This window comes from Maribacter sp. MJ134, from assembly GCF_003970695.1.
Taxonomy (GTDB): Bacteria; Bacteroidota; Bacteroidia; order Flavobacteriales; family Flavobacteriaceae; genus Maribacter.
Map to the genome: position 1 here is coordinate 2,201,959 of NZ_CP034570.1, position 18,810 is coordinate 2,220,768.

At 39.2% G+C, this 18,810-nt stretch carries 19 protein-coding genes; 2 read left to right on the plus strand and 17 right to left on the minus strand.

Annotation, left to right across the window (positions count from 1 at the left end; genetic code table 11):
* The first annotated feature begins 22 nt into the window (after window positions 1-22).
* Window positions 23-2,071, plus strand: coding sequence for a thioredoxin domain-containing protein (locus tag EJ994_RS09715; protein ID WP_126592251.1), 2,049 nt, complete (start codon window positions 23-25; stop codon window positions 2,069-2,071).
* Window positions 2,072-2,149: 78 nt separating this feature from the next.
* Window positions 2,150-2,974 carry a mechanosensitive ion channel family protein gene (locus EJ994_RS09720; RefSeq protein WP_126592252.1) on the plus strand — a complete coding sequence of 275 codons (825 nt, stop codon included), beginning with the start codon at window positions 2,150-2,152 and terminating at the stop codon, window positions 2,972-2,974.
* Between the two features lie 52 nt (window positions 2,975-3,026).
* On the opposite strand, the gene tsaB is transcribed toward EJ994_RS09720, so the two are convergent.
* The 17 genes from tsaB to cyoE all read right to left on the minus strand — a co-directional run bounded on the left by tsaB (window position 3,027) and on the right by cyoE (window position 18,785).
* Window positions 3,027-3,701 (minus strand): tRNA (adenosine(37)-N6)-threonylcarbamoyltransferase complex dimerization subunit type 1 TsaB, encoded by a 675-nt coding sequence (gene tsaB, locus EJ994_RS09725; RefSeq protein ID WP_126592253.1) that lies wholly within the window; start codon window positions 3,699-3,701, stop codon window positions 3,027-3,029.
* Between the two features lie 80 nt (window positions 3,702-3,781).
* Entirely contained in the window at window positions 3,782-5,140 is a 1,359-nt protein-coding gene (locus EJ994_RS09730) for a TolC family protein (RefSeq protein WP_126592254.1), read from the minus strand.
* 36 nt (window positions 5,141-5,176) lie between these two features.
* Window positions 5,177-6,319 (minus strand): efflux RND transporter periplasmic adaptor subunit, encoded by a 1,143-nt coding sequence (locus tag EJ994_RS09735; RefSeq protein WP_126592255.1) that lies wholly within the window; start codon window positions 6,317-6,319, stop codon window positions 5,177-5,179.
* A 39-nt stretch (window positions 6,320-6,358) separates the two neighbouring features.
* On the minus strand, window positions 6,359-7,621 hold the full coding sequence (locus tag EJ994_RS09740; RefSeq protein ID WP_126592256.1) for an ABC transporter permease: 1,263 nt from the start codon (window positions 7,619-7,621) through the stop codon (window positions 6,359-6,361).
* A 1-nt stretch (window position 7,622) separates the two neighbouring features.
* Entirely contained in the window at window positions 7,623-8,852 is a 1,230-nt protein-coding gene (locus EJ994_RS09745; RefSeq protein WP_099574195.1) for an ABC transporter permease, read from the minus strand.
* A complete protein-coding gene (locus tag EJ994_RS09750) occupies window positions 8,845-9,546 on the minus strand; it encodes an ABC transporter ATP-binding protein (protein ID WP_126592257.1) in 702 nt (233 codons plus the stop codon). Before EJ994_RS09750 ends, EJ994_RS09745 begins: the two co-directional genes overlap by 8 nt.
* 94 nt (window positions 9,547-9,640) lie before the next feature.
* Complete coding sequence (locus EJ994_RS09755; protein ID WP_126592258.1) at window positions 9,641-10,753, minus strand: efflux RND transporter periplasmic adaptor subunit; 1,113 nt, start codon at window positions 10,751-10,753, stop codon at window positions 9,641-9,643.
* A 33-nt stretch (window positions 10,754-10,786) separates the two neighbouring features.
* On the minus strand, window positions 10,787-12,043 hold the full coding sequence (locus tag EJ994_RS09760; RefSeq protein ID WP_126592259.1) for an ABC transporter permease: 1,257 nt from the start codon (window positions 12,041-12,043) through the stop codon (window positions 10,787-10,789).
* A 36-nt stretch (window positions 12,044-12,079) separates the two neighbouring features.
* Window positions 12,080-13,330 carry an ABC transporter permease gene (locus EJ994_RS09765; protein WP_099574191.1) on the minus strand — a complete coding sequence of 417 codons (1,251 nt, stop codon included), beginning with the start codon at window positions 13,328-13,330 and terminating at the stop codon, window positions 12,080-12,082.
* A gap of 115 nt (window positions 13,331-13,445) precedes the next feature.
* Window positions 13,446-13,661 carry a hypothetical protein gene (locus tag EJ994_RS17775; RefSeq protein ID WP_099574190.1) on the minus strand — a complete coding sequence of 72 codons (216 nt, stop codon included), beginning with the start codon at window positions 13,659-13,661 and terminating at the stop codon, window positions 13,446-13,448.
* Window positions 13,662-13,669: 8 nt separating this feature from the next.
* A complete protein-coding gene (locus EJ994_RS09775) occupies window positions 13,670-14,200 on the minus strand; it encodes a DUF420 domain-containing protein (protein WP_126592260.1) in 531 nt (176 codons plus the stop codon).
* 4 nt (window positions 14,201-14,204) lie between these two features.
* Complete coding sequence (locus EJ994_RS09780; RefSeq protein ID WP_126592261.1) at window positions 14,205-14,933, minus strand: SCO family protein; 729 nt, start codon at window positions 14,931-14,933, stop codon at window positions 14,205-14,207.
* Window positions 14,930-15,562 (minus strand): hypothetical protein, encoded by a 633-nt coding sequence (locus EJ994_RS09785; RefSeq protein ID WP_126592262.1) that lies wholly within the window; start codon window positions 15,560-15,562, stop codon window positions 14,930-14,932. Before EJ994_RS09785 ends, EJ994_RS09780 begins: the two co-directional genes overlap by 4 nt.
* Window positions 15,563-15,687: 125 nt before the next feature.
* Window positions 15,688-16,071, minus strand: a complete 384-nt coding sequence (locus tag EJ994_RS09790; RefSeq protein ID WP_126592263.1) for a cytochrome C oxidase subunit IV family protein — start codon at window positions 16,069-16,071, stop codon at window positions 15,688-15,690.
* A 54-nt stretch (window positions 16,072-16,125) separates the two neighbouring features.
* The gene (locus tag EJ994_RS09795; RefSeq protein WP_126592264.1) at window positions 16,126-17,190 is read right to left on the minus strand and encodes a cytochrome c oxidase subunit 3; all 1,065 of its coding nucleotides are present in this window, start codon (window positions 17,188-17,190) and stop codon (window positions 16,126-16,128) included.
* Window positions 17,191-17,288: 98 nt separating this feature from the next.
* On the minus strand, window positions 17,289-17,870 hold the full coding sequence (locus tag EJ994_RS09800) for a heme-copper oxidase subunit III (RefSeq protein WP_126592265.1): 582 nt from the start codon (window positions 17,868-17,870) through the stop codon (window positions 17,289-17,291).
* 12 nt (window positions 17,871-17,882) lie between these two features.
* Window positions 17,883-18,785, minus strand: a complete 903-nt coding sequence (cyoE, locus tag EJ994_RS09805) for a heme o synthase (RefSeq protein WP_126592266.1) — start codon at window positions 18,783-18,785, stop codon at window positions 17,883-17,885.
* Window positions 18,786-18,810 lie beyond the last annotated feature (25 nt).

An 18,810-nucleotide genomic window follows, 5' to 3' on the forward strand; every position in this document is an offset into this window, starting at 1 on the left:
AGCTATAATTTAGAATTGAACTATGCAGCAAAAATATACCAATAACCTTATTAAAGAGACCAGCCCCTATTTGCTACAGCACGCGCACAATCCTGTTAATTGGGAAGCGTGGAACCCCACTGTATTGGCAGAAGCAAAAAGGAACAATAAACCCTTGCTCATTAGTATTGGCTACGCCGCCTGTCATTGGTGCCATGTTATGGAACATGAATGTTTTGAAGACGAAGAAGTTGCAAAAGTGATGAATGAAAATTTCGTCAATATTAAAATTGATAGAGAGGAAAGGCCTGATATTGACCATATTTATATGGATGCATTACAAATGATGACCGGTAGTGGCGGTTGGCCGCTGAATATTATCTCACTACCGGACGGGAGACCTTTTTGGGGCGCCACCTATGTAAAGAAAAAAGATTGGACCACCGTTCTTTCGCAGTTAAGCGAGCTTTATAAGACAGAACCGAATAAGGTAATCGGCTATGCTGAAAATATGGCTCAAGGCATAAAGCAGATAAACCTTATCGCAACTAATACCGACACTGATACCTATTCTTTAGACCAGTTAAGGAAATGTGTGGAAAAATGGTCTGGTTATTTTGATACTTTTCTAGGCGGATATAGGAGAGCTCCAAAATTTATGATGCCCGTGAATTTAGAATTCTTATTGCACTACGCCGTAACTCAAAAAAACGAGTCCATCATGGAATATGTGGATACTACATTGACCCGAATGGCATATGGTGGAATATTTGACCATGTAGACGGAGGTTTTTCCAGGTACGCCGTTGATACCAAATGGCACGTGCCCCATTTTGAAAAAATGCTCTATGACAATGGACAGCTCACTAGTCTCTACGCAAAAGCATATGCCTTTACAGGGAACGCCCACTATAAGGAGGTAGTGGAAAAGACAATTAATTTTGTCACCACAGAACTAAAAAGCGAAAATGGAGCCTTTTACTCCTCTCTCGATGCAGATAGCCTAAACGACCATGAAAAACTTGAGGAAGGTGCGTATTATGTTTGGAAGAAAGAGGACTTACAAGATGTACTCAAGGAAGATTATCCTCTTTTCGAAGATTACTACAATATTAACTCCTACGGTCTTTGGGAACATGAAAACTATGTTCTGATAAGGGATAAAGCGGACAATGAAATTGCCGTAAAGCATGATATTGAAATCTTAGAGTTACAAGCCAGAATAAAAAGAAGTTTACAACTACTCTCAGAAGAACGCAAAAAAAGAGCGTACCCCAGACTGGACGATAAGATTCTAACCTCATGGAACGGTTTAATGCTTAAAGGTTTGGTAGACTCCGCCAGATATATTCAAAATGACAGTTATTTATCATTGGCATTAGAGAACGCTGAATTCATTCTAAAAAACCTAACAAAATCAGACGGAAGTCTTTATCATAGTCACAAGGAGGGAACCAGCACAATTAATGGGTATTTAGAAGATTATGCTTCCGTCATAGATGCCGTCATAGGCCTCTACGAAATTACGTTTGACGAAAAATGGTTGTCCACGGCCAAGCAGCTAGCGGACTATTGTAGGACGAATTTCTTTGATGATAAAAGTGAGCTATTCTTCTTCACTTCGAAAGAGGATGACATCCTTATTCGAAGAACTTTAGAGACTTCGGACAATGTTATCCCTGCCTCTAATTCTATAATGGCTTTAAATCTGCTGAAACTATCCAAATTCTTTCCGGAAACGAATTACAGAACCGTCTATCAAAATATGCTTAAAAACATACAGCCAAATTTTGATGAAAATCCGCAAAACTACGCGAATTGGTTGCATCTTGTTCTCTTTGAAAATTTACCGTTCTATGAAGTCGCTATTGTTGGCGATAGTTATAAGGAGAAGGCTAGAACAATCGCCAAAAATTACTTGCCAAATACGATTTTTGCCGGAACGCAAGAGAAAAGCGAGTTGCCCCTACTGAAAAACAGATTAGTTAAGGGTACTACTCAAATTTATGTCTGCCACGAAGGAAGTTGCAAGTTACCGTTAACACATACCAAAGAAGTTTTAACGCTTTTACATCTAAACAACGACCATTAACAATAGTTTAAACAAATTTGCTTGTCAGGGCCTACTCAAATTTTCAGCTTTGCAATTCAGAATAAATAAATAAAACTTATGGAAGAAATTACCGATTATAAAGTACATGTAAAGAAGGCAATTGATTGGCTTTGGAACGCCCTGCCAAACATCGTTTTGGCTATCATCATTCTGGTTGCGGGAATCTACTTAATTAGACTTATCAATAAACTTGTACGAAAGTTTTTTCAGAAAAAAGACTATGACCTTGCCTTGGAAACCTTTTTACAAAGCTTTATCAACATAGCGCTTAAGATTATTCTATTCGTGGTAGTCATATCCCAACTAGGCGTACAGACTACATCATTGGCCGCGATATTAGGGGCGGCCGGACTTGCTATTGGACTTGCCCTTCAAGGTTCCCTTTCCAATTTTGCTGGCGGCGTACTTATTCTTTTATTTAAACCTTTTAAAGTCGGTGATTTTATTTCGGCCCAAGGTGTGGATGGAACCGTAAAGGAAATTTCCATCTTTACGACCAAAATAAACACGTTTGGGAATCAGGTAGCTATTGTTCCCAACGGACAGCTTTCCAACAATAATATCGTTAATTATAACGCTGAGAGCACTCGTAGAGATAAAATTGATATCGGTATCGGTTACGGGTCCAATATTAAAAAAGCAAAGGATATTATGCTGCAAATTTGTAACGACTGTGAACATATTTTAAAAGAACCCGCTCCCGAAGTGTATGTTGGGGCCTTAGCAGACAGTTCGGTAAACCTGACCCTACGTTTTTGGGCAAATAACGAATTGTTTTGGCCAGCACATTTTCATGTTATGGAAGAAATAAAAAACAGGTTCGATGCGGAGGGTATAGAAATTCCTTTCCCACAACGTGTAGTTCATGAAGCAAAGGCCTAAAAGATCAACTCTGCAAACAAAACTCCTAAACCAAATATGGTTTGGGAGTTTTTTATTTTTTCTTGGTCTGCAATATAAAATCCTTTAAATAGTAAGGCTCAAAGTACGCCACATCCTCAAATTCTTTTAGTACATATTTCTCATACGCTAGCGACACCATTTCCTTTGACGATGGTTGTACCGCTGCATTGTAACTGATGTTCGGATTCTTTAAAGTGGCAGCTATCTTTTCAGCACCGTTCCCTAAGATGTGAACGGTATGGTCCCGATAGAACTCCTTAAAGGAGTGCTCATCTATAATTTCGGCCTTTGTTGTCCTTATCTCATTAAGATTCGCGTCAAATATGGTCGCGTAAACCTCCATTCTTCTAGCATCCAATACCGGAATTATATAATCCGCTTGAACATCTCTGGCTTGGGAAGCGATATTTTTTAACGTAGGAATAGCGATTAACGGAATATCCAGTGCATAACACAGCCCTTTAGCAGCGGACACCCCTATGCGCAGGCCCGTATAAGAGCCTGGACCCTTACTAACGGCAACGGCGTCAACATCCGTCATCATAAAATCAGTCTCCTCCAAACACTCCTGGATAAACACATGAAGTTGTTCCGAGTGGGAATAGTTGGGTGTATCGTTCTCCCGTGATGCCAAAATCCTATTATCCTTAGCTAGACATACGGAACAATTGGTCGTAGCAGTTTCCAAGTTTAAAATTAATCCCATATTTCAAAGGTACAGCATAGACCCAACAAGAAAAAGCCTGCAAATTACTGTTGCAGGCTTTTACATTGAGTTGAGTTAGCTTAGTCTAATGAAAGAGGTATCCCGTAGAAGAACTCTAAAATTTTTAATCGGAAAATATAGTCATATTTCGCTCGAATTACACTTGCCTCGGCATTATCGACTCTAGCTTGTGCTTGCCCGAAGTCAAAGGCATTCAACAAACCTACTTCGTAGCGTTCTTTAGCATAGTCGTAAGCAAGCCTTTGTGCTTCCAAGGTTTTTTGAGTTGCTTCAAAAGTCTTTCCAAAAGTCTTAACGTTTACATGAGCCTGTTGAATCGTATTTTCAAGTTCTAATTTGTTTTGCTCCAATTGTAGTTCTGCTCTTTTAACGCCTATTTTTGATCGCTTCACATTGTTTTCTGTAGCAAAACCATTGAATACTGGTATGTTTAATTGAAAACCATAAGAAATACCGTCATTTAACCATAACTGATCTATAAAATCCGGTCTAAACGTGGTAACACCACCAAAACCATCCGGTGCACTTCTAAATTGATTTGTATAAAAAGTATTGTATTGAAAAAACGTACTAAGTGTTGGGTATCTAGCTCCTTTAGCTATTTGTAAATCCTTTTCGGCCAAATCTATATTTGCCTCTGAAAACTTAATATCGTTTCTAAAAGTAAGCGCTTTAGCATATATAGATTCAGGAGAAGTAGACATGATTTCTGAAGGTGGCACCTCATAAGATTCCTTCATAACGTCAAAATTTTGATAATCCGTAATCTGAAGTAATTGAGCCAAATTAATGCGTGAAATCAATACCAAAGCCTCACCATTAATAATTTGTTGTTCTTGTGTCGCAGCGGTTGCCTCTATTTCCAATAAATCACCTCTAGGTAGCACTCCTGAATCTACCAACTCTTTTGTTCTATTTACATCTTGCTTTGTAATCTCGTACTGGGCTTGCGAAACCTTTAAGGCCTCTTTATTGGATAAAACCTGTAAATAGGCTTCGGCAACATTCAAGCTAATATCATCCTGCAAATCATCCAATCCATATTGTGTAGCTATTGCGCTCAATTTTGCGCGTTGTAATCTATACAGATTCTGCATACCATCGAAGATGGTCATGCCGGCATTGATTCCAGCTGATGTCGAAAAAATTTGACCAGGTTCAATGATGTTCGTGTTTGGGTTGGTAACCAGACCAGAACGCTCACTAACAGTAGTATTTGCATTGAGGCTTGGCAGGAAATTACCTAAAGCATCAGACCTCTCAATTTTCACATTTTCCAAGTCCAGTTCAAATTGTGCCACACTAAGGTTATTTTCCATGGCGTACTCCACACATTCTTGCAAGCTCCATTGTTTGCTTTGCGCCAAGGTGGTTGTTACGGCAGCAAAAAGCAATATGATGGTTGATTTAAATTTCATTTTGTGATTTTTTTGATTCGTATTATTGATTGATGATTACTCTTCTGTCTCCTCGCCTTCTTCGCCCTCTTCTTCTCCTTTTTTAACAGGCTCGGTCTTGTTCCACTGCTTTACTTTGTCTTCTTCTGATAACCCGGATAGAATCTCTACGTTTACTCCGTCCGAAATACCTATCTCAATATCCCTTCTTTCAAATTCCTGCTCTCCAGTTGCTACCTCTACATAGGGCTTATCCGTTTTCTTGTCAAATTGCAATAAGGCTTCTGGAACCACCATTACGCTATCTCTCCTATCCAGAACCAAAGATGCATTTGCACTATAGCCTGCCCGTATGAGAACATCGTCATTGACCTCAACGTCTCCCTCAATTTTGAACTGAACCGCACCGGTCTCTTCAACTCCCTTGGGTGCTATGAACTTTAACTTGGCATCGAACTCTTCACCCTCTATGGCTCCAAGACTAATTTTTAGCGGCATTCCAATTTTTAATTTACCCACTTCACCTTCATCTACTTTACCTTCAAAAATCATTTTGCTCAGATCCGCAATTGAAGCGATGGTAGTACCGTCATTAAAATTATTACTCTGGATTACCTGATCCCCTTCCTCGACAGGAATTTCTAAAATCGTACCATCTACGGTAGCTCTAATATTTGTATTTGCACTTGAAGAACCTCCTGCAGAACCTCTTCTAATGATTTGATAATCCGCACGGGCATTCTTTAACTCCTGCTCGGCCTGGTTATAGCTCAATTGAAGGGTATTAAAATCCTGACTGGAAATAACACCTTTGTCAAAAAGCGCCTTGTTACGATCGTATTCAATTTTGGTATTGTTCAAGGCCAGTTCGGCGTTCCTTACCCTACCATTAGCTTGGTTCAATGCTTGTTCATTAGGAACTACCTTGATTACGGCAATGAGTTCACCTGCTTTTACCTTTGCTCCCTCTTCTAGGTATATCTTGTCGATGATACCAGAAATTTGAGGTTTAATCTCAATTTCATCCTCTGGAATCACTTTACCCGTAGCAACGGTTTTCTTTTCAATATTGGCTTTAAAAGGTTGCGATGTTTCATAAACAATGGAAGACTTACTGTTACTTTTTATAAAGAATACTGCCGCCCATAAAGCTCCTAGAACTAAAATTCCAATTAATATGTATTTAACAATCTTGTTCATTTTAAAGTGTATTAGTTTTTATTTTGGTTTTGTTGTTTACTATTCTTCTCGTAATGCGTCTATAGGTTTTATACTTACAGCTCTCTGCGCCGGAATTAGCCCTATCAAAGTACCCAGAACTACCATAATCACCAATGCTCCCAGCACCAATGGAATCGGCACGGTAGGATTGGTATAGGGAAAATCTACACCTTGCGTAAAACTGTTTATAGCGCTTAGTACTAGAGCTCCCAGTATTATCCCTATGATTCCCGCAAGCATGGTCAAGAAAACGGATTCTAGTATAATTTGATTTCTAACCTCAGCAGGAGTGGCGCCTAGCGCCCTACGAACACCCAATTCTTTCGTTCGCTCCTTGACCGATATCAAAAGGATATTTCCAATACCTATAACGCCCGCTAAAATTGTAGCGATACCTACGATTAGGGATAAAAAGGTCATTCCCTTGGAGAATCCCATAATCTTATTGAAAATCTCCCCTAGGTTAAACGATCCAAATGCTCTCTCATCCTCAGGGTCTACCCTGTGGATGCTCTTCAGGGTCGCTTTCACGTTTTCTTCCGCTTGTACCACATCGGCATCATCATAGGCAGCAATGGTTAACCATCCCACATTGTCCGCAGTATTGTACAACTTTCTATAGGTGGTAAATGGCACAAAAATATCACTGTCACTTTCAAAGCCGCCACCCGGTGTGAACTTATGAACCCCGACCACCTGAAAATAGATGTCGTCAATCCTGATATATCCTCCAATAGGATTTTCACCTTTCTCGAACAGTTCTTTTTCGGTTCGTTCTCCGATTACACATACTTTTCTGGTCTGTTCTATATCTTCATCGTTGATAAACCTACCACCGTCATAAATTTTCTTGGTCGCTATTTTAGTAAATACGGGAAAATCCCCATACACCGCGTAATTACCAGATTTCTGGCCGCGAACCACCAAACCTGGGGCATCTCCGAAAACACCTTTAGCATTTCTTGGAGCGATATAGTTTATTTCCGGGATACGATTTTTTAAAACCTCAACATCTCCCAATTTCAACTGCAGTTGTCTTCCCGTCTTAAAACCGTCGTAAGGAACACTTGTACTTTGTGCCCAAACGAACATACTGTTCATGGCCACACTTTCAAACTGTCTCTCAAAACCATTGTCCAGTCCCTTCGCGGCTCCTGACAAGCCTATATAAATAAATATTCCCCATAACACGCCAATTATCGTAATAATGGTCCGTGTTTTGTTCTTGCTAATAGAACCGAATATTTCCTGCCATGTATTTCTATCAAAAATAAATTTCATATCATTCGTCTCTTAGTGCAACAATAGGTTTTATTCTAGCGGCTCTTCTAGCGGGAATATATCCCGCAATAGCACCAAAAATGATTAGTGTTACCGTAGCAAAAATGGCTGTTCCTGTATTTATAAATGGATTGGTTATGAAATAATCCGCTAGTTTTTCTCCAAGGGAACTAAGAAGGGCTACTCCCAAGAGCATACCAACGAAACCGGAAATGGTAGTAATAAAAACAGACTCCAATAGAATAGTACTGATAACGGATTTTGGCGTTGCCCCTAGGGCCTTACGAATACCCAGTTCCTTGGTACGCTCCTTTACCACGAAAACCATGATATTACTAATGCCAATAATCCCAGCTATAATGGTCCCAAAGGCTACTATAGATACAATTAACTGTAAAATACCCGCAAACTGTTGATTTTGTTTTAACTGGTCGGCAACATTCCTGATGAACAGTCCGTTTTGGTCCTCCGGGTTGATGAATTTTTTATTTCTAATAAACTTATCCAAGCTTCGTTGAAAAGCCATTGCGCCCGCGTAACCTATTTCTGGTTTAAAACCGATTACAATCTGGTTAACCTTATCGGTATTTTTTTCTATGAGTTGTCTCGTTGTGTAAGGGATGTAAATTCTTCTTTCCTCATTATCTCCCGCATCATCCTGAAAAACCCCAATGACCTTAAAAGCACTTCCTGCAACATCAATATATTTACCAATGGACTCCTCTTGGGAGAACAAATCTTTTTCTACCAACCTACCAATAACCGCATACTTGGTTTTATTTGCAATATCTTCCCTGTTCAGATACCTGCCTTTCATCATAATGGTCTTCTCGGCAAATTGATACGACTCACTTACTCCTCGAGTAGTATAATTGTTGGATTCATTTTTGTACTTTACGAGTCCTCCCCTATCCACTCTCGGAGAGATATACTCAATGAACATGGCAAAATTCTTTTCTAAATCCGCCAAATCAGAATTATCAAATTCTATTCTTCGGTTAGACTTATACCCTTTATAAGGAATGGATGTTCTCCCTGGAAAGATGAAAAATGTATTGGTAGCATCGTCCTTGAAAAACTCGTCGAACGTGTTGATCAGACCATTACCAAAACCGTACAATACTACAAATATCAAAATACCCAAAGCCACCGTAAAACCAGAAAGGAACGTCCTTAGCTTGTTTTTCTGAATGGTTTCAAATATTTCTTTCCAGTTATCCCTATTAAACATATTGCGATGCTCTTACTTGCTTAACTTTTTTATCCTCTACGATAACACCATCCTTTAAATGTACAATTCGCTTGCACATATCGGCGATATCCGGCTCATGCGTTACTACCAAAATAGTGTTTCCATCATCATTGATTTTCTGAATCAAATCCATTACCTCATACGATGTCTTACTGTCCAAAGCACCCGTTGGCTCATCGGCAAGAAGCACTTTAGGTTCTGCGGCCATAGCTCTAGCGATGGCAACCCGCTGCTTTTGACCACCTGAAAGCTCACTAGGTAAATGAGTGGCCCATTGTTTTAGACCTACTTGTTCTAAATATTTCAGAGCCTTTTCTTGACGTTCTTTACGGCTAACACGTTGATAATATAAAGGTAAAGCAACGTTTTCCATTGCGCTCTTATAATTTATCAAATTGAAGGATTGAAAAATAAATCCCAAGAACTTATTACGGTACTGAGCGGCCTTGGTTTCATTTAAGTTCTTTATGGGAACACCGTCCAAGGTATAGGAACCCTCATCTAGCTCGTCTAACATACCCAATATATTTAACAAGGTAGATTTCCCTGACCCCGAAGAACCCATTATAGCTACTAACTCGCCTTCTTCTACTTTAAAATTTATTCCTTTAAGAACATGGAGCGAATTACTCCCCATTTTATAGGATTTGTGAAGATCGTTTATTTCAATCATGTTGGTTGTATTAATAGTTTTAAGGGCTTTAAAAAGACGCTCATCTGTAAGACCGCTAAACCCTCTAAATGTTACATTTTTTTTACTTTATTTTTTAGTTGTCCTCGCCTTCGTTTTCAATCTTGTTCCAGACCTTTATTTTGTCTTCCATTGTAATCCCGGATAATACCTCTACAAAAATGCCATCACTTACCCCCAAATCTATTTCCTTACGCTCAAACTCTTGCTCTCCTGTGGCAATTTCTACATAAGGTTTCTTGGTCTCATCATCAAATTGGACCAAGGCTTCTTTTACCGCCAACACACTATCCACCTTTGCCAAGATTATTGAGGCATTTGCACTTAGACCTGCTCGTATAAAGACAGAGTCCTGCTTTTTCATTGTTCCCTTAATTTCGAATTGGATTGCGCCGTTCTCTTCTTTGCCCTTGGGTGCAATATAATCCAAAACCGCATCGAAAACTTTATTTTCTATGGCACCCACTGTAATTTCAAGCGGTAGGTTTTCTTTAATCTTACCTACTTCGGATTCGTCCACTTTCCCCTCAAAAATCATTTTGTCGACATCTGCGATAGCAGCAATAGTAGTCCCTTCATTAAAGTTGTTACTCTCTATAACTTGATTTCCAACTTCTACAGGTACTTCCAAGACCATACCACTTACCGTTGCCCGTATTTGCGTATTGGCGGCGTTGCCAAAACCTTTGGCCGTACCGGTCTTAATAATATCGTACCTTTTGTTTGCAGCACCATAGGATTGTTTGGCTTGGTCATAGGCCACCTGAGCCCTTTCCAAATCTACCTGGGAAATTACCCCTTTTGCGAACAAGCTCTTTTGACGCTCTACATTCCTTAGTTGATCGTCCAATCCAATTTTCGCTTCGTCAATGGCATTTCTGGCGTCGTTCAAGGCATTAAGGTTTGGCACTACCTTAATACGGCATAGCAAATCGCCCGACTTCACGTAATCCCCGCCTTCAACAAAAACCTCTTCAATAACTCCTGAGATATTAGGCTTTATCAATACTTCTTCTAAAGGCAAAATACTTCCGGTCGCTACGGTTTTCTTAACAATAGTTTTTTTAGAAGCCTGTTCGGTCTCATAAACAACGGGGTCTTCCGAATTTTTTTGATAGAGATAATACATAGCTCCTCCAAAAAGCACTACGATTAAAATTAAAATAATTCTTGTGATTGATTTTTTCATTTTTTGATTGGTTTAATATAATTGATTCTGTCTTTATTCTGTTCTTAAGGCTTCAATGGGGCGCACGCGTATGGCACTATTTGCGGGGATAAAACCTGCTAACAGACCAGATATGACCAGTATAATCAAGGCACTGATTACGACGCCTAGACTAACACTCGGATTAAGGAACATATCCACAGGACCGAGAGATTCTAGCAATGTGTTGATGCCATAGATTGAAAGTGCACCGAAGATAATACCCACCATACCTGAAATAATGGTTAGGAATATGGACTCCATCAAAATCTGTAGTCTAATAGACCAAGGGTCTTCACCCAAGGCCCTACGGATGCCTATTTCCTTGGTTCTTTCTTTAATAACGATAAGCATGATGTTACTAACACCGATGATTCCGGAAAGCAAAACCAATATTCCTACGAAATATGCTACAAATTTTAACGCCCCGAAAAGGCTTTCCACTCGATTAAATTGTTGGTACAAATCAAAATGACCAATTGCTCTTTCATCATCAGGGTGTACCTTTCTACTTTGTTTGACCGTACTGATGACCTTATTTTTCAAGTCGCTTATGGAGCTTCCATCTTTGGCTGTTATTGCCATCCAACCTACATTATCGGCGCGGTTAAAAGCTTGGGAAAAAGTTGTGAACGGCATGAATATTTCACGCTCACTATTTTGTCCGCCGCCATCACTAGTTTTTTCTTTATAGGTGCCCACCACCATAAAATTGACCCCATTAACCTTGAGGTAGGTACCTATAGGGTCCTCGTCTTCCTCATATAAGTCTTGCCGTATACCATCACCGATAACCACAACCTTACGTTTTGCCTTTATATCGTTATGATTAAAGAAACGACCCTTGGCCGCATATATCGGGTTTTGTTCGATGATTTCCGGGTAATCTCCAAAAACGCGATATTGCCCACTTTCTAGACCGCGTATCACATTATCGCCTTCCGTTTGTCTCATACTGTTCCTAGGCGATATAATGCGCAGTTCCGGTACACTCCTCCTCAACAGGTCTACATCGGGTAATTTAAAATTAAAGTTCCTTCCCTCTGGAAGTCCTTGATGGGCCATTGTCGTGGTCTGTGTCCACATGAACATGGTATTCGTTGCGACACCATTAAAGTCTTGTCGTATACCGTTTTCCAGACCTTTTCCCGCAGCTAAAAGAATGATTAATATGAATATTCCCCAACCCACACCGAATGCCGTGGCCACGGTACGCCACACATTTGTAGAAAGCACTTCTAAAATTTCCCTCCAACGGTCTTTATTGAACATTTTTTTTATTTTAACTCCGTAGTTGCTTTTTTAAATCTATTCGTCTCTTAAAGCCTCGATAACATGCACTCGCACGGCTTTCCAGGCAGGAAAAAACCCTGCTAAGCTACCAGCAACGATCAATAATATTACCGTAGTAAGGGCAACGTTAAAATTTACCGAAGGATTTAGAACATAATCCACCTGTATGTGAGGACCCAAAAGTTCCAAGAGCCCCATGCTAAATATGAGTCCGGTAAATCCTGCTATGGCGGTCACGAAAATTGCTTCATGCATAATCATACCAATAATGGACCAAGGCTTGGCGCCAAGTGCTTTTCTAATACCGATTTCGCGTGTTCTTTCCTTTACGACGATAAGCATAATGTTACTGACACTAACCACTCCTGCTATAATGGTAAAGAAGCCTACGACCCAGAAAAATAGTTTAATACCACCGATTAAGGAATAGTAGCGTTTGGCCTCCTGAATAGGGTTCCAAATGCGGATGGCACGATCATCTTCCGGTGCTACTTTATGATATTTTTTGAGGTATTTCAAGAGTGCTGCCGTGAACTCTCCGTTCTTAGCGACCGTGGCATCAAAAGATTCTAGCTCGGGCAGCATAAAATTCATATTGTTGATCCTATCACCTCCGTTGAATGCTATTTGTGCGGTAGTAATAGGAATAAAAATGCGCTCCTCCTCCCCTTCATTGTCACCGTGTTCCCCAAAAACACCCACAATTCTAAAACCAGCTCCCGAAATTGTGATATACTCACCAACTGGTGATGCTACATCTGCAAAAACCTCTCTTTTTATTTTATTACTGATGACGGCAACTTTAGCATTCTGCGCGACATCGGTCTCGTTGATATATCTTCCTTCTGAGAGGTATTCGTTTTCTATAGTTTGAAGATCACCGTTCGTACCCTGAATGCGATATACCAGTAGGTCGTTGTTATAAACAACCTGAACGTCTCGTGGAAAATAGAGGAGTGAAGCTTTTTCATAATCGCCTTCAAAGGCATTTGTTGCCATATCAAAATTCTCGTTACGCAACTGAATTTGCCTGCCTGGGTTCAATCCTTGATATTCTACTGTAGTTCTCCTAGGCCAAACCCATATACTAGTGGCCGCATCCTCCTTGAACTCTTCTGATATACCGTTTTGCATGCCTTGGCCAAAACCTAATAAAATAACGAGTATAAAGATACCTGAGGCTACAGATAATCCAGTGAGGAAGGTTCGCAATTTGTTTTTCCGAATAGTATCGAAAATTTCTTGCCATCTTTCAATGTCGAACATGTGATTGGTTTTGATTGATGAATGCGATTATTACGGTCGCACATAGATAAGACTAGCTATCTTACACAATGTTACAGATAAAGAATAAAAAAAGTGTTAAATCTTTAAAATTGTGTTAAGAACGCATCTTACGGTAGATAAAGTAGAAGAGACCTGCCACTAGGATGTAAGGGATAGCCATTAAATAAACAATGCCGTTATTGATACCTTTAGCAGCGTTTCCGGTTGACTCACTTTCAAGGACTGCCCTACACATAGCGCACTGTGCCTCCACTATTTCCGGCACTAAGGAGAGACAAACAACCAATAAGAAAATCAACTTCTTTTTCATGCTAAGGTCTAATGTGTGTAATAGGGTGAAATCATGAGATAAACAACAACGCCTGTCACGGCAACGTAGAGCCAAATAGGAAAAGTATATTTGGCCAAAGCTCTATGCCCTTCAAAATCTTTTAGATATGCTTTAGCATAGGTTCTAAGAACTAATGGGACTATTGCAATGGATAATATAATATGAGTTATTAAAATAAAATAATAAACATATTTAAGGTAACCATCTCCACCATACGAGGTAGAATCGGACGTCATGTGATAAGCTATATACATGATTAAAAACAACAGCGACAGAGCTATGTTCAACGTCATTATATTTTGATGTAGTTTCTCTCTACCCTGCTTAATGGCCCAAACGGCTACCAACAGAAATACGGCTGTTAAACCGTTAATAGTAGCATAAATAGGCGGTAAAAATGATAGAGGTTCCACATTTGGAATTTTAACCGTAAAGAGTAAAGCCACCACTACCGGTATCACAATGGATATGATTGTAATTATGGTATTAAATCTTTTTTCCTCCGAAACACTTTTCATTATGCTATTCTTCTAATAATTTTAAAATATCCTCCCTTAAAATACCAATTTCTTCCTTTTCTCCTTGGCTATTCTCGCCCATCTCCTCAGAAATAGCCCCGCGATAATACACTATGGGATTCCCAAACTTATCCAGTCTAGAACGCAAATAACCTTGCCTATCCACCAGTGCAAAAAGTCCAGAATGCTCAAATCCCCCTGGGGCATCAGGCATTTCAGCTGCAAAAATATTAAAGCCGCTATTGGCCAAATCATAAATCGCATCCTTATCGCCTGTCATTAAATTCCAATCTTTGTCCTTTATACCGTACTTCGATGCATAGGCCCTTAACACCTGCGGGGTATCATACTGCGGGGTAATCGTAAAGGAAGCAACACCAAAGTCTTCCCTGTCTTTAAAGTGGTTTTGCAGCGCCACCAAGTTTTTTGTCATTATAGGACAAATGCTAGGGCAAGAAGTGAAAAAAAACTCCACTACATATACTTTACCGATATAATCCCTATTGGAAACAAGAACACTATCCTGGTTTAAAAATTGAAATGGAGGGACTTTGCGCTTTTTCTTATTTTGTAGAATATAACTAAGTCCTTTCTTTTGCATAGGACTATTCATCCTATCGTTCTCGACAACAGTGCCTGATTTTAGGCGGTCGACTATTCGAGGAACTACGATAATTCCAAAAATTAGTACTATTAAAGAGACCCAGACATAGGTATATTTCTTATTCACTATTTCGCTCTGTTTGCATTATTCTTTTTAAGCGCCAATCTATATTCCGCGAGAATAATTTTCACATCATCCTCCATCTTATTATTCAGATCAGCAACGGAGTTGGTATTAAATCCAAATTTTGTCCCTTCGTCCTCATCTTCCGTTCTACCTCTTAGATTTCTTTCCTTATCAATAATGAACACATATGGTGTACCCAAATCAGCATCCAATTCAAGGTCAGTCTTTAAGCTATTAAAAAGTTCTTGAATCACTGCGGGCTCTAGAAAAACGAATTTCCATTTAGAAACATCGGCCAAGGCGGATAGTTCGGTTTTAAGCTCTTCAACTTTAGTCTCCGTTCCAAACGGCATTACCATTACAAATTGAAAATCTTTAAACTCATTAAAACGCTTATAAATCTTCTGATTCAAGTTAAAAGCATTTCCTTTCTTGTTCTCTACCTGGTTTCCTAAAAAACCAAGAACAGTAATATTATTAGCGAACTTTACTCGGTTGTCCGGTGCATCAATTTCACGAATACCTTCCGTGAGTGTTGGTAATCTGCCAAAATTATTGACCCCTGAAGCAAAGAAGAGATATGCGATAATAGGCAACACGAATAATACAATAAGTACAAAAGTTTTTTTCATCGATTTTAGCCCTGCTTATTGAGAAACAGAATGGGTATATTGACACCAAACTGTTTCATCAACATTAGTTTACAAAAATAAAAAAGACGGTGTTTAAACCGTCTTTTTTATCTGTTAATTCTATCTTAGAAATTCCAACTTATAAAACCGTCTTTATAGACATTGTAGATATAATCTGCTTCCACTAATAGTATAAATACCAAGTAGATAACAAGAAATATCGGTGTCCAAACGATTGCTCTTCTTAAAGAGGTTTTTTCATCTCTTAAGTGCATAAAGTCCCAAGCAATGTAATAGGCCTTTACAAGGGTTAGAATAATGAATATCCAGTTCAACAATTTCATACCCAAAAAATAGGTATCCGTAAGAGAGGCTGGTTTCAAAATACCAAGGACAACTTCTACAATGGTAACCAAAGTTAGAAATATAAGTACGCCCCAAATCTTTTGTGTATTCGATTTGAATTTTAATAAACCTCTAAAAATCTCTAGTTTATGTTCGTGTGCCATTCTGTAAATACTGTTTTTTTTTTAATTTTTTATAATCGGATGCGGGGGAATGTATTACACCAAATAAAAGAATGTAAATACAAATACCCATACTAAATCTACAAAGTGCCAGTAAAGACCAACCTTTTCGACCATTTCATAGTGCCCTCTTCTCTCATAGGTACCTATAACCACGTTAAAGAATATAATAAGGTTTATGAGTACCCCAGAAAAAACGTGAAAACCGTGAAAACCTGTTATGAAGAAAAAGAAATCCGCAAACAAGCGACTACCATATTCATTACGAACAAGATTGGCACCTTCTACTACCATGACTGCGTCGTCTAGCTTAGATAATGATGCCTCTCTGGTCAAAACTGCTTTCTCACCTATTCCTTCTATATTGGAAACCTCTTTTTCAAATCTAGCAGCCATTGCCACATCTTTTGGTCTATCGGATGTTTTTAACTCCTCAACGTCGGGAAGTATAGTCTCCGTACGTATAACAATATTGGAATTGGCCTTAAAACCAGCTACGACTTCATTTAGATTATAACTAGTTCTTGTACCTTCTTCGTAATACCAAATACCGTTCTTCTTCTCATGTGCCACGCGCTCACCAGGTATTACCTCGGCAAAATCGGCAATGGCAGCCCTTTTACCTGTATCTGCATTAACAAATTGTAGGATTCTACCACCCTTAGTTTCCAAGGCACCATAATCACCACTAATAAAAGTTGCCCATTCCCAAGCTTGTGAACCTACAAAAATTGCACCGCCTATAATTGTGGCGAACATATACCAAATAACGGCGTTCTTTTTCATCTTATGCCCAGCATCAACTGCCAAAACCATGGTTACCGAAGACATAATTAACACAAAGGTCATAAACGCTACGTAGTACATTGGTGCTTCAACACCGTGAAATCCCGGAAAGTGCGTAAAAACCTCATCTGCAATAGGCCAAGTTTCTATAAACTTGAATCTTGAAAAACCGTAAGCGGCCAAAAATCCAGAAAATGTAAGCGCATCCGAAACAAGGAAGAACCACATCATTAACTTACCGTAACTAGCACCTAAAGGCCTATTACCACCTCCCCAAACGTTTTCTTCTGTTGCCGTTGTAACCGTAGTATCCATATATGAAATATCGTTTTAATAAAACTTTAGCAAATTTACATTTTTTTCATCCTATATAAAAGCTGAAATGTATTCAAAACTCGTAATAATTAGAATTATTATTTAACAAAGGTCATAAATACAATTAAGTACACCCACAATAGGTCCAAAAAGTGCCAAAATGTAGCACCTAATGTTATTCCCAAGTATTCTTTAGACGAATATTTTCCTCTCTTCTGATTGTATATCACCACCAATAACGAAATCATGCCCGCAGCAACGTGAATGATATGCACCATTGCTATTAAAAACACATAGGACATTTTAATACTACTGGTAGGACCGGTAAAATAATATCCTTCCGCCACCATTTGGGAGAAACCGCTAAACTGCAGAAAAATAAAAGCTATCCCAAGACCTAGTGTTACCAATAACCACAAGCCGGCGGTAGATTGCTTATCATTCTTTACCGCGTTTTTAGCTAGGATGTAAGTAAGACTGCTTATAATGATCACCAAAGTACTGATATAAAACGTACTTGGTAAATTAACGTCACTAGCCCAGTCTTCTCGTGAACTACTTACGATGTAAGCGCTTGTCCACCCCGCAAACCCCATAAGCAGACTCACAATTCCGAACCAAAGCATCATTTTTTTTGCTCTGTCGTTCTTTTCTTTAACGGTACCTTGAGTTAAATCCATATGTTCTTTTTCTTAAGCAATAAATTTATCGATAACATATACCACCTGCATCAGCGTGATATACGTAACACTGGCCAACATCAATTTTCTAGCCGAGACATTATCCCTTTTACTATATAGCTGTAGTGCGAAAAACAGCATTACACCGCCCATTAAAAATATGAGAACCGCAGCAGGAACGGATAATGTTAGCCTACCTGTAATTCCAAATACCGGAATAATACTAATGACCATCATCCAAATAGTATACATAATTATCTGTAGCGCAGTTCCCGTATCTTTCTTACCGGTAGGAAGCATTTTAAATCCTCCTTTTTTATAGTCCTCGTCCAACATCCAACCCAAAGCCCAAAAGTGCGGAAATTGCCAAAAAAACTGAATCATGAACAAGGTTCCGGGCTCAATTCCAAAATCGTTCGTGGCAGCCACCCATCCCAACATAAAAGGAATGGCACCTGGGAATGCACCAACGAATACGGCCAAAGGTGTTTTTGTTTTTAATGGAGTATACACACTGGTATAAAGAAATATTGAAATTGCCCCGAACATGGCCGTTTTCGGGTTCAGAAAATATAAGGAAATAACACCAAGAATAGTAAGTATAATTGCGATAGCCATTGCAGTTCTGCTGCTCATCCTACCTGCAGGTATTGGCCTATTTTTGGTTCTACTCATCAACGCATCCAGGTCTTTTTCTATAATCTGGTTATATGCATTACTGGCCCCAACCATACAATAACCTCCGAAAGCCAAAAGAAGAATGGACACCATGCTTAATTCATAGGCACCTAAAAAGTAGCCGGCCACTGAAGAAAAGACCACACTAATAGCTAGCCTAGCTTTTGTAATTTCCTTAAAATCAGCAAAAACCAACGCAAATGAATTGCTTTTTGCTGAGCTGACTGCGGTCTTCATCGTTAATAAAAAATAAGGATACAAA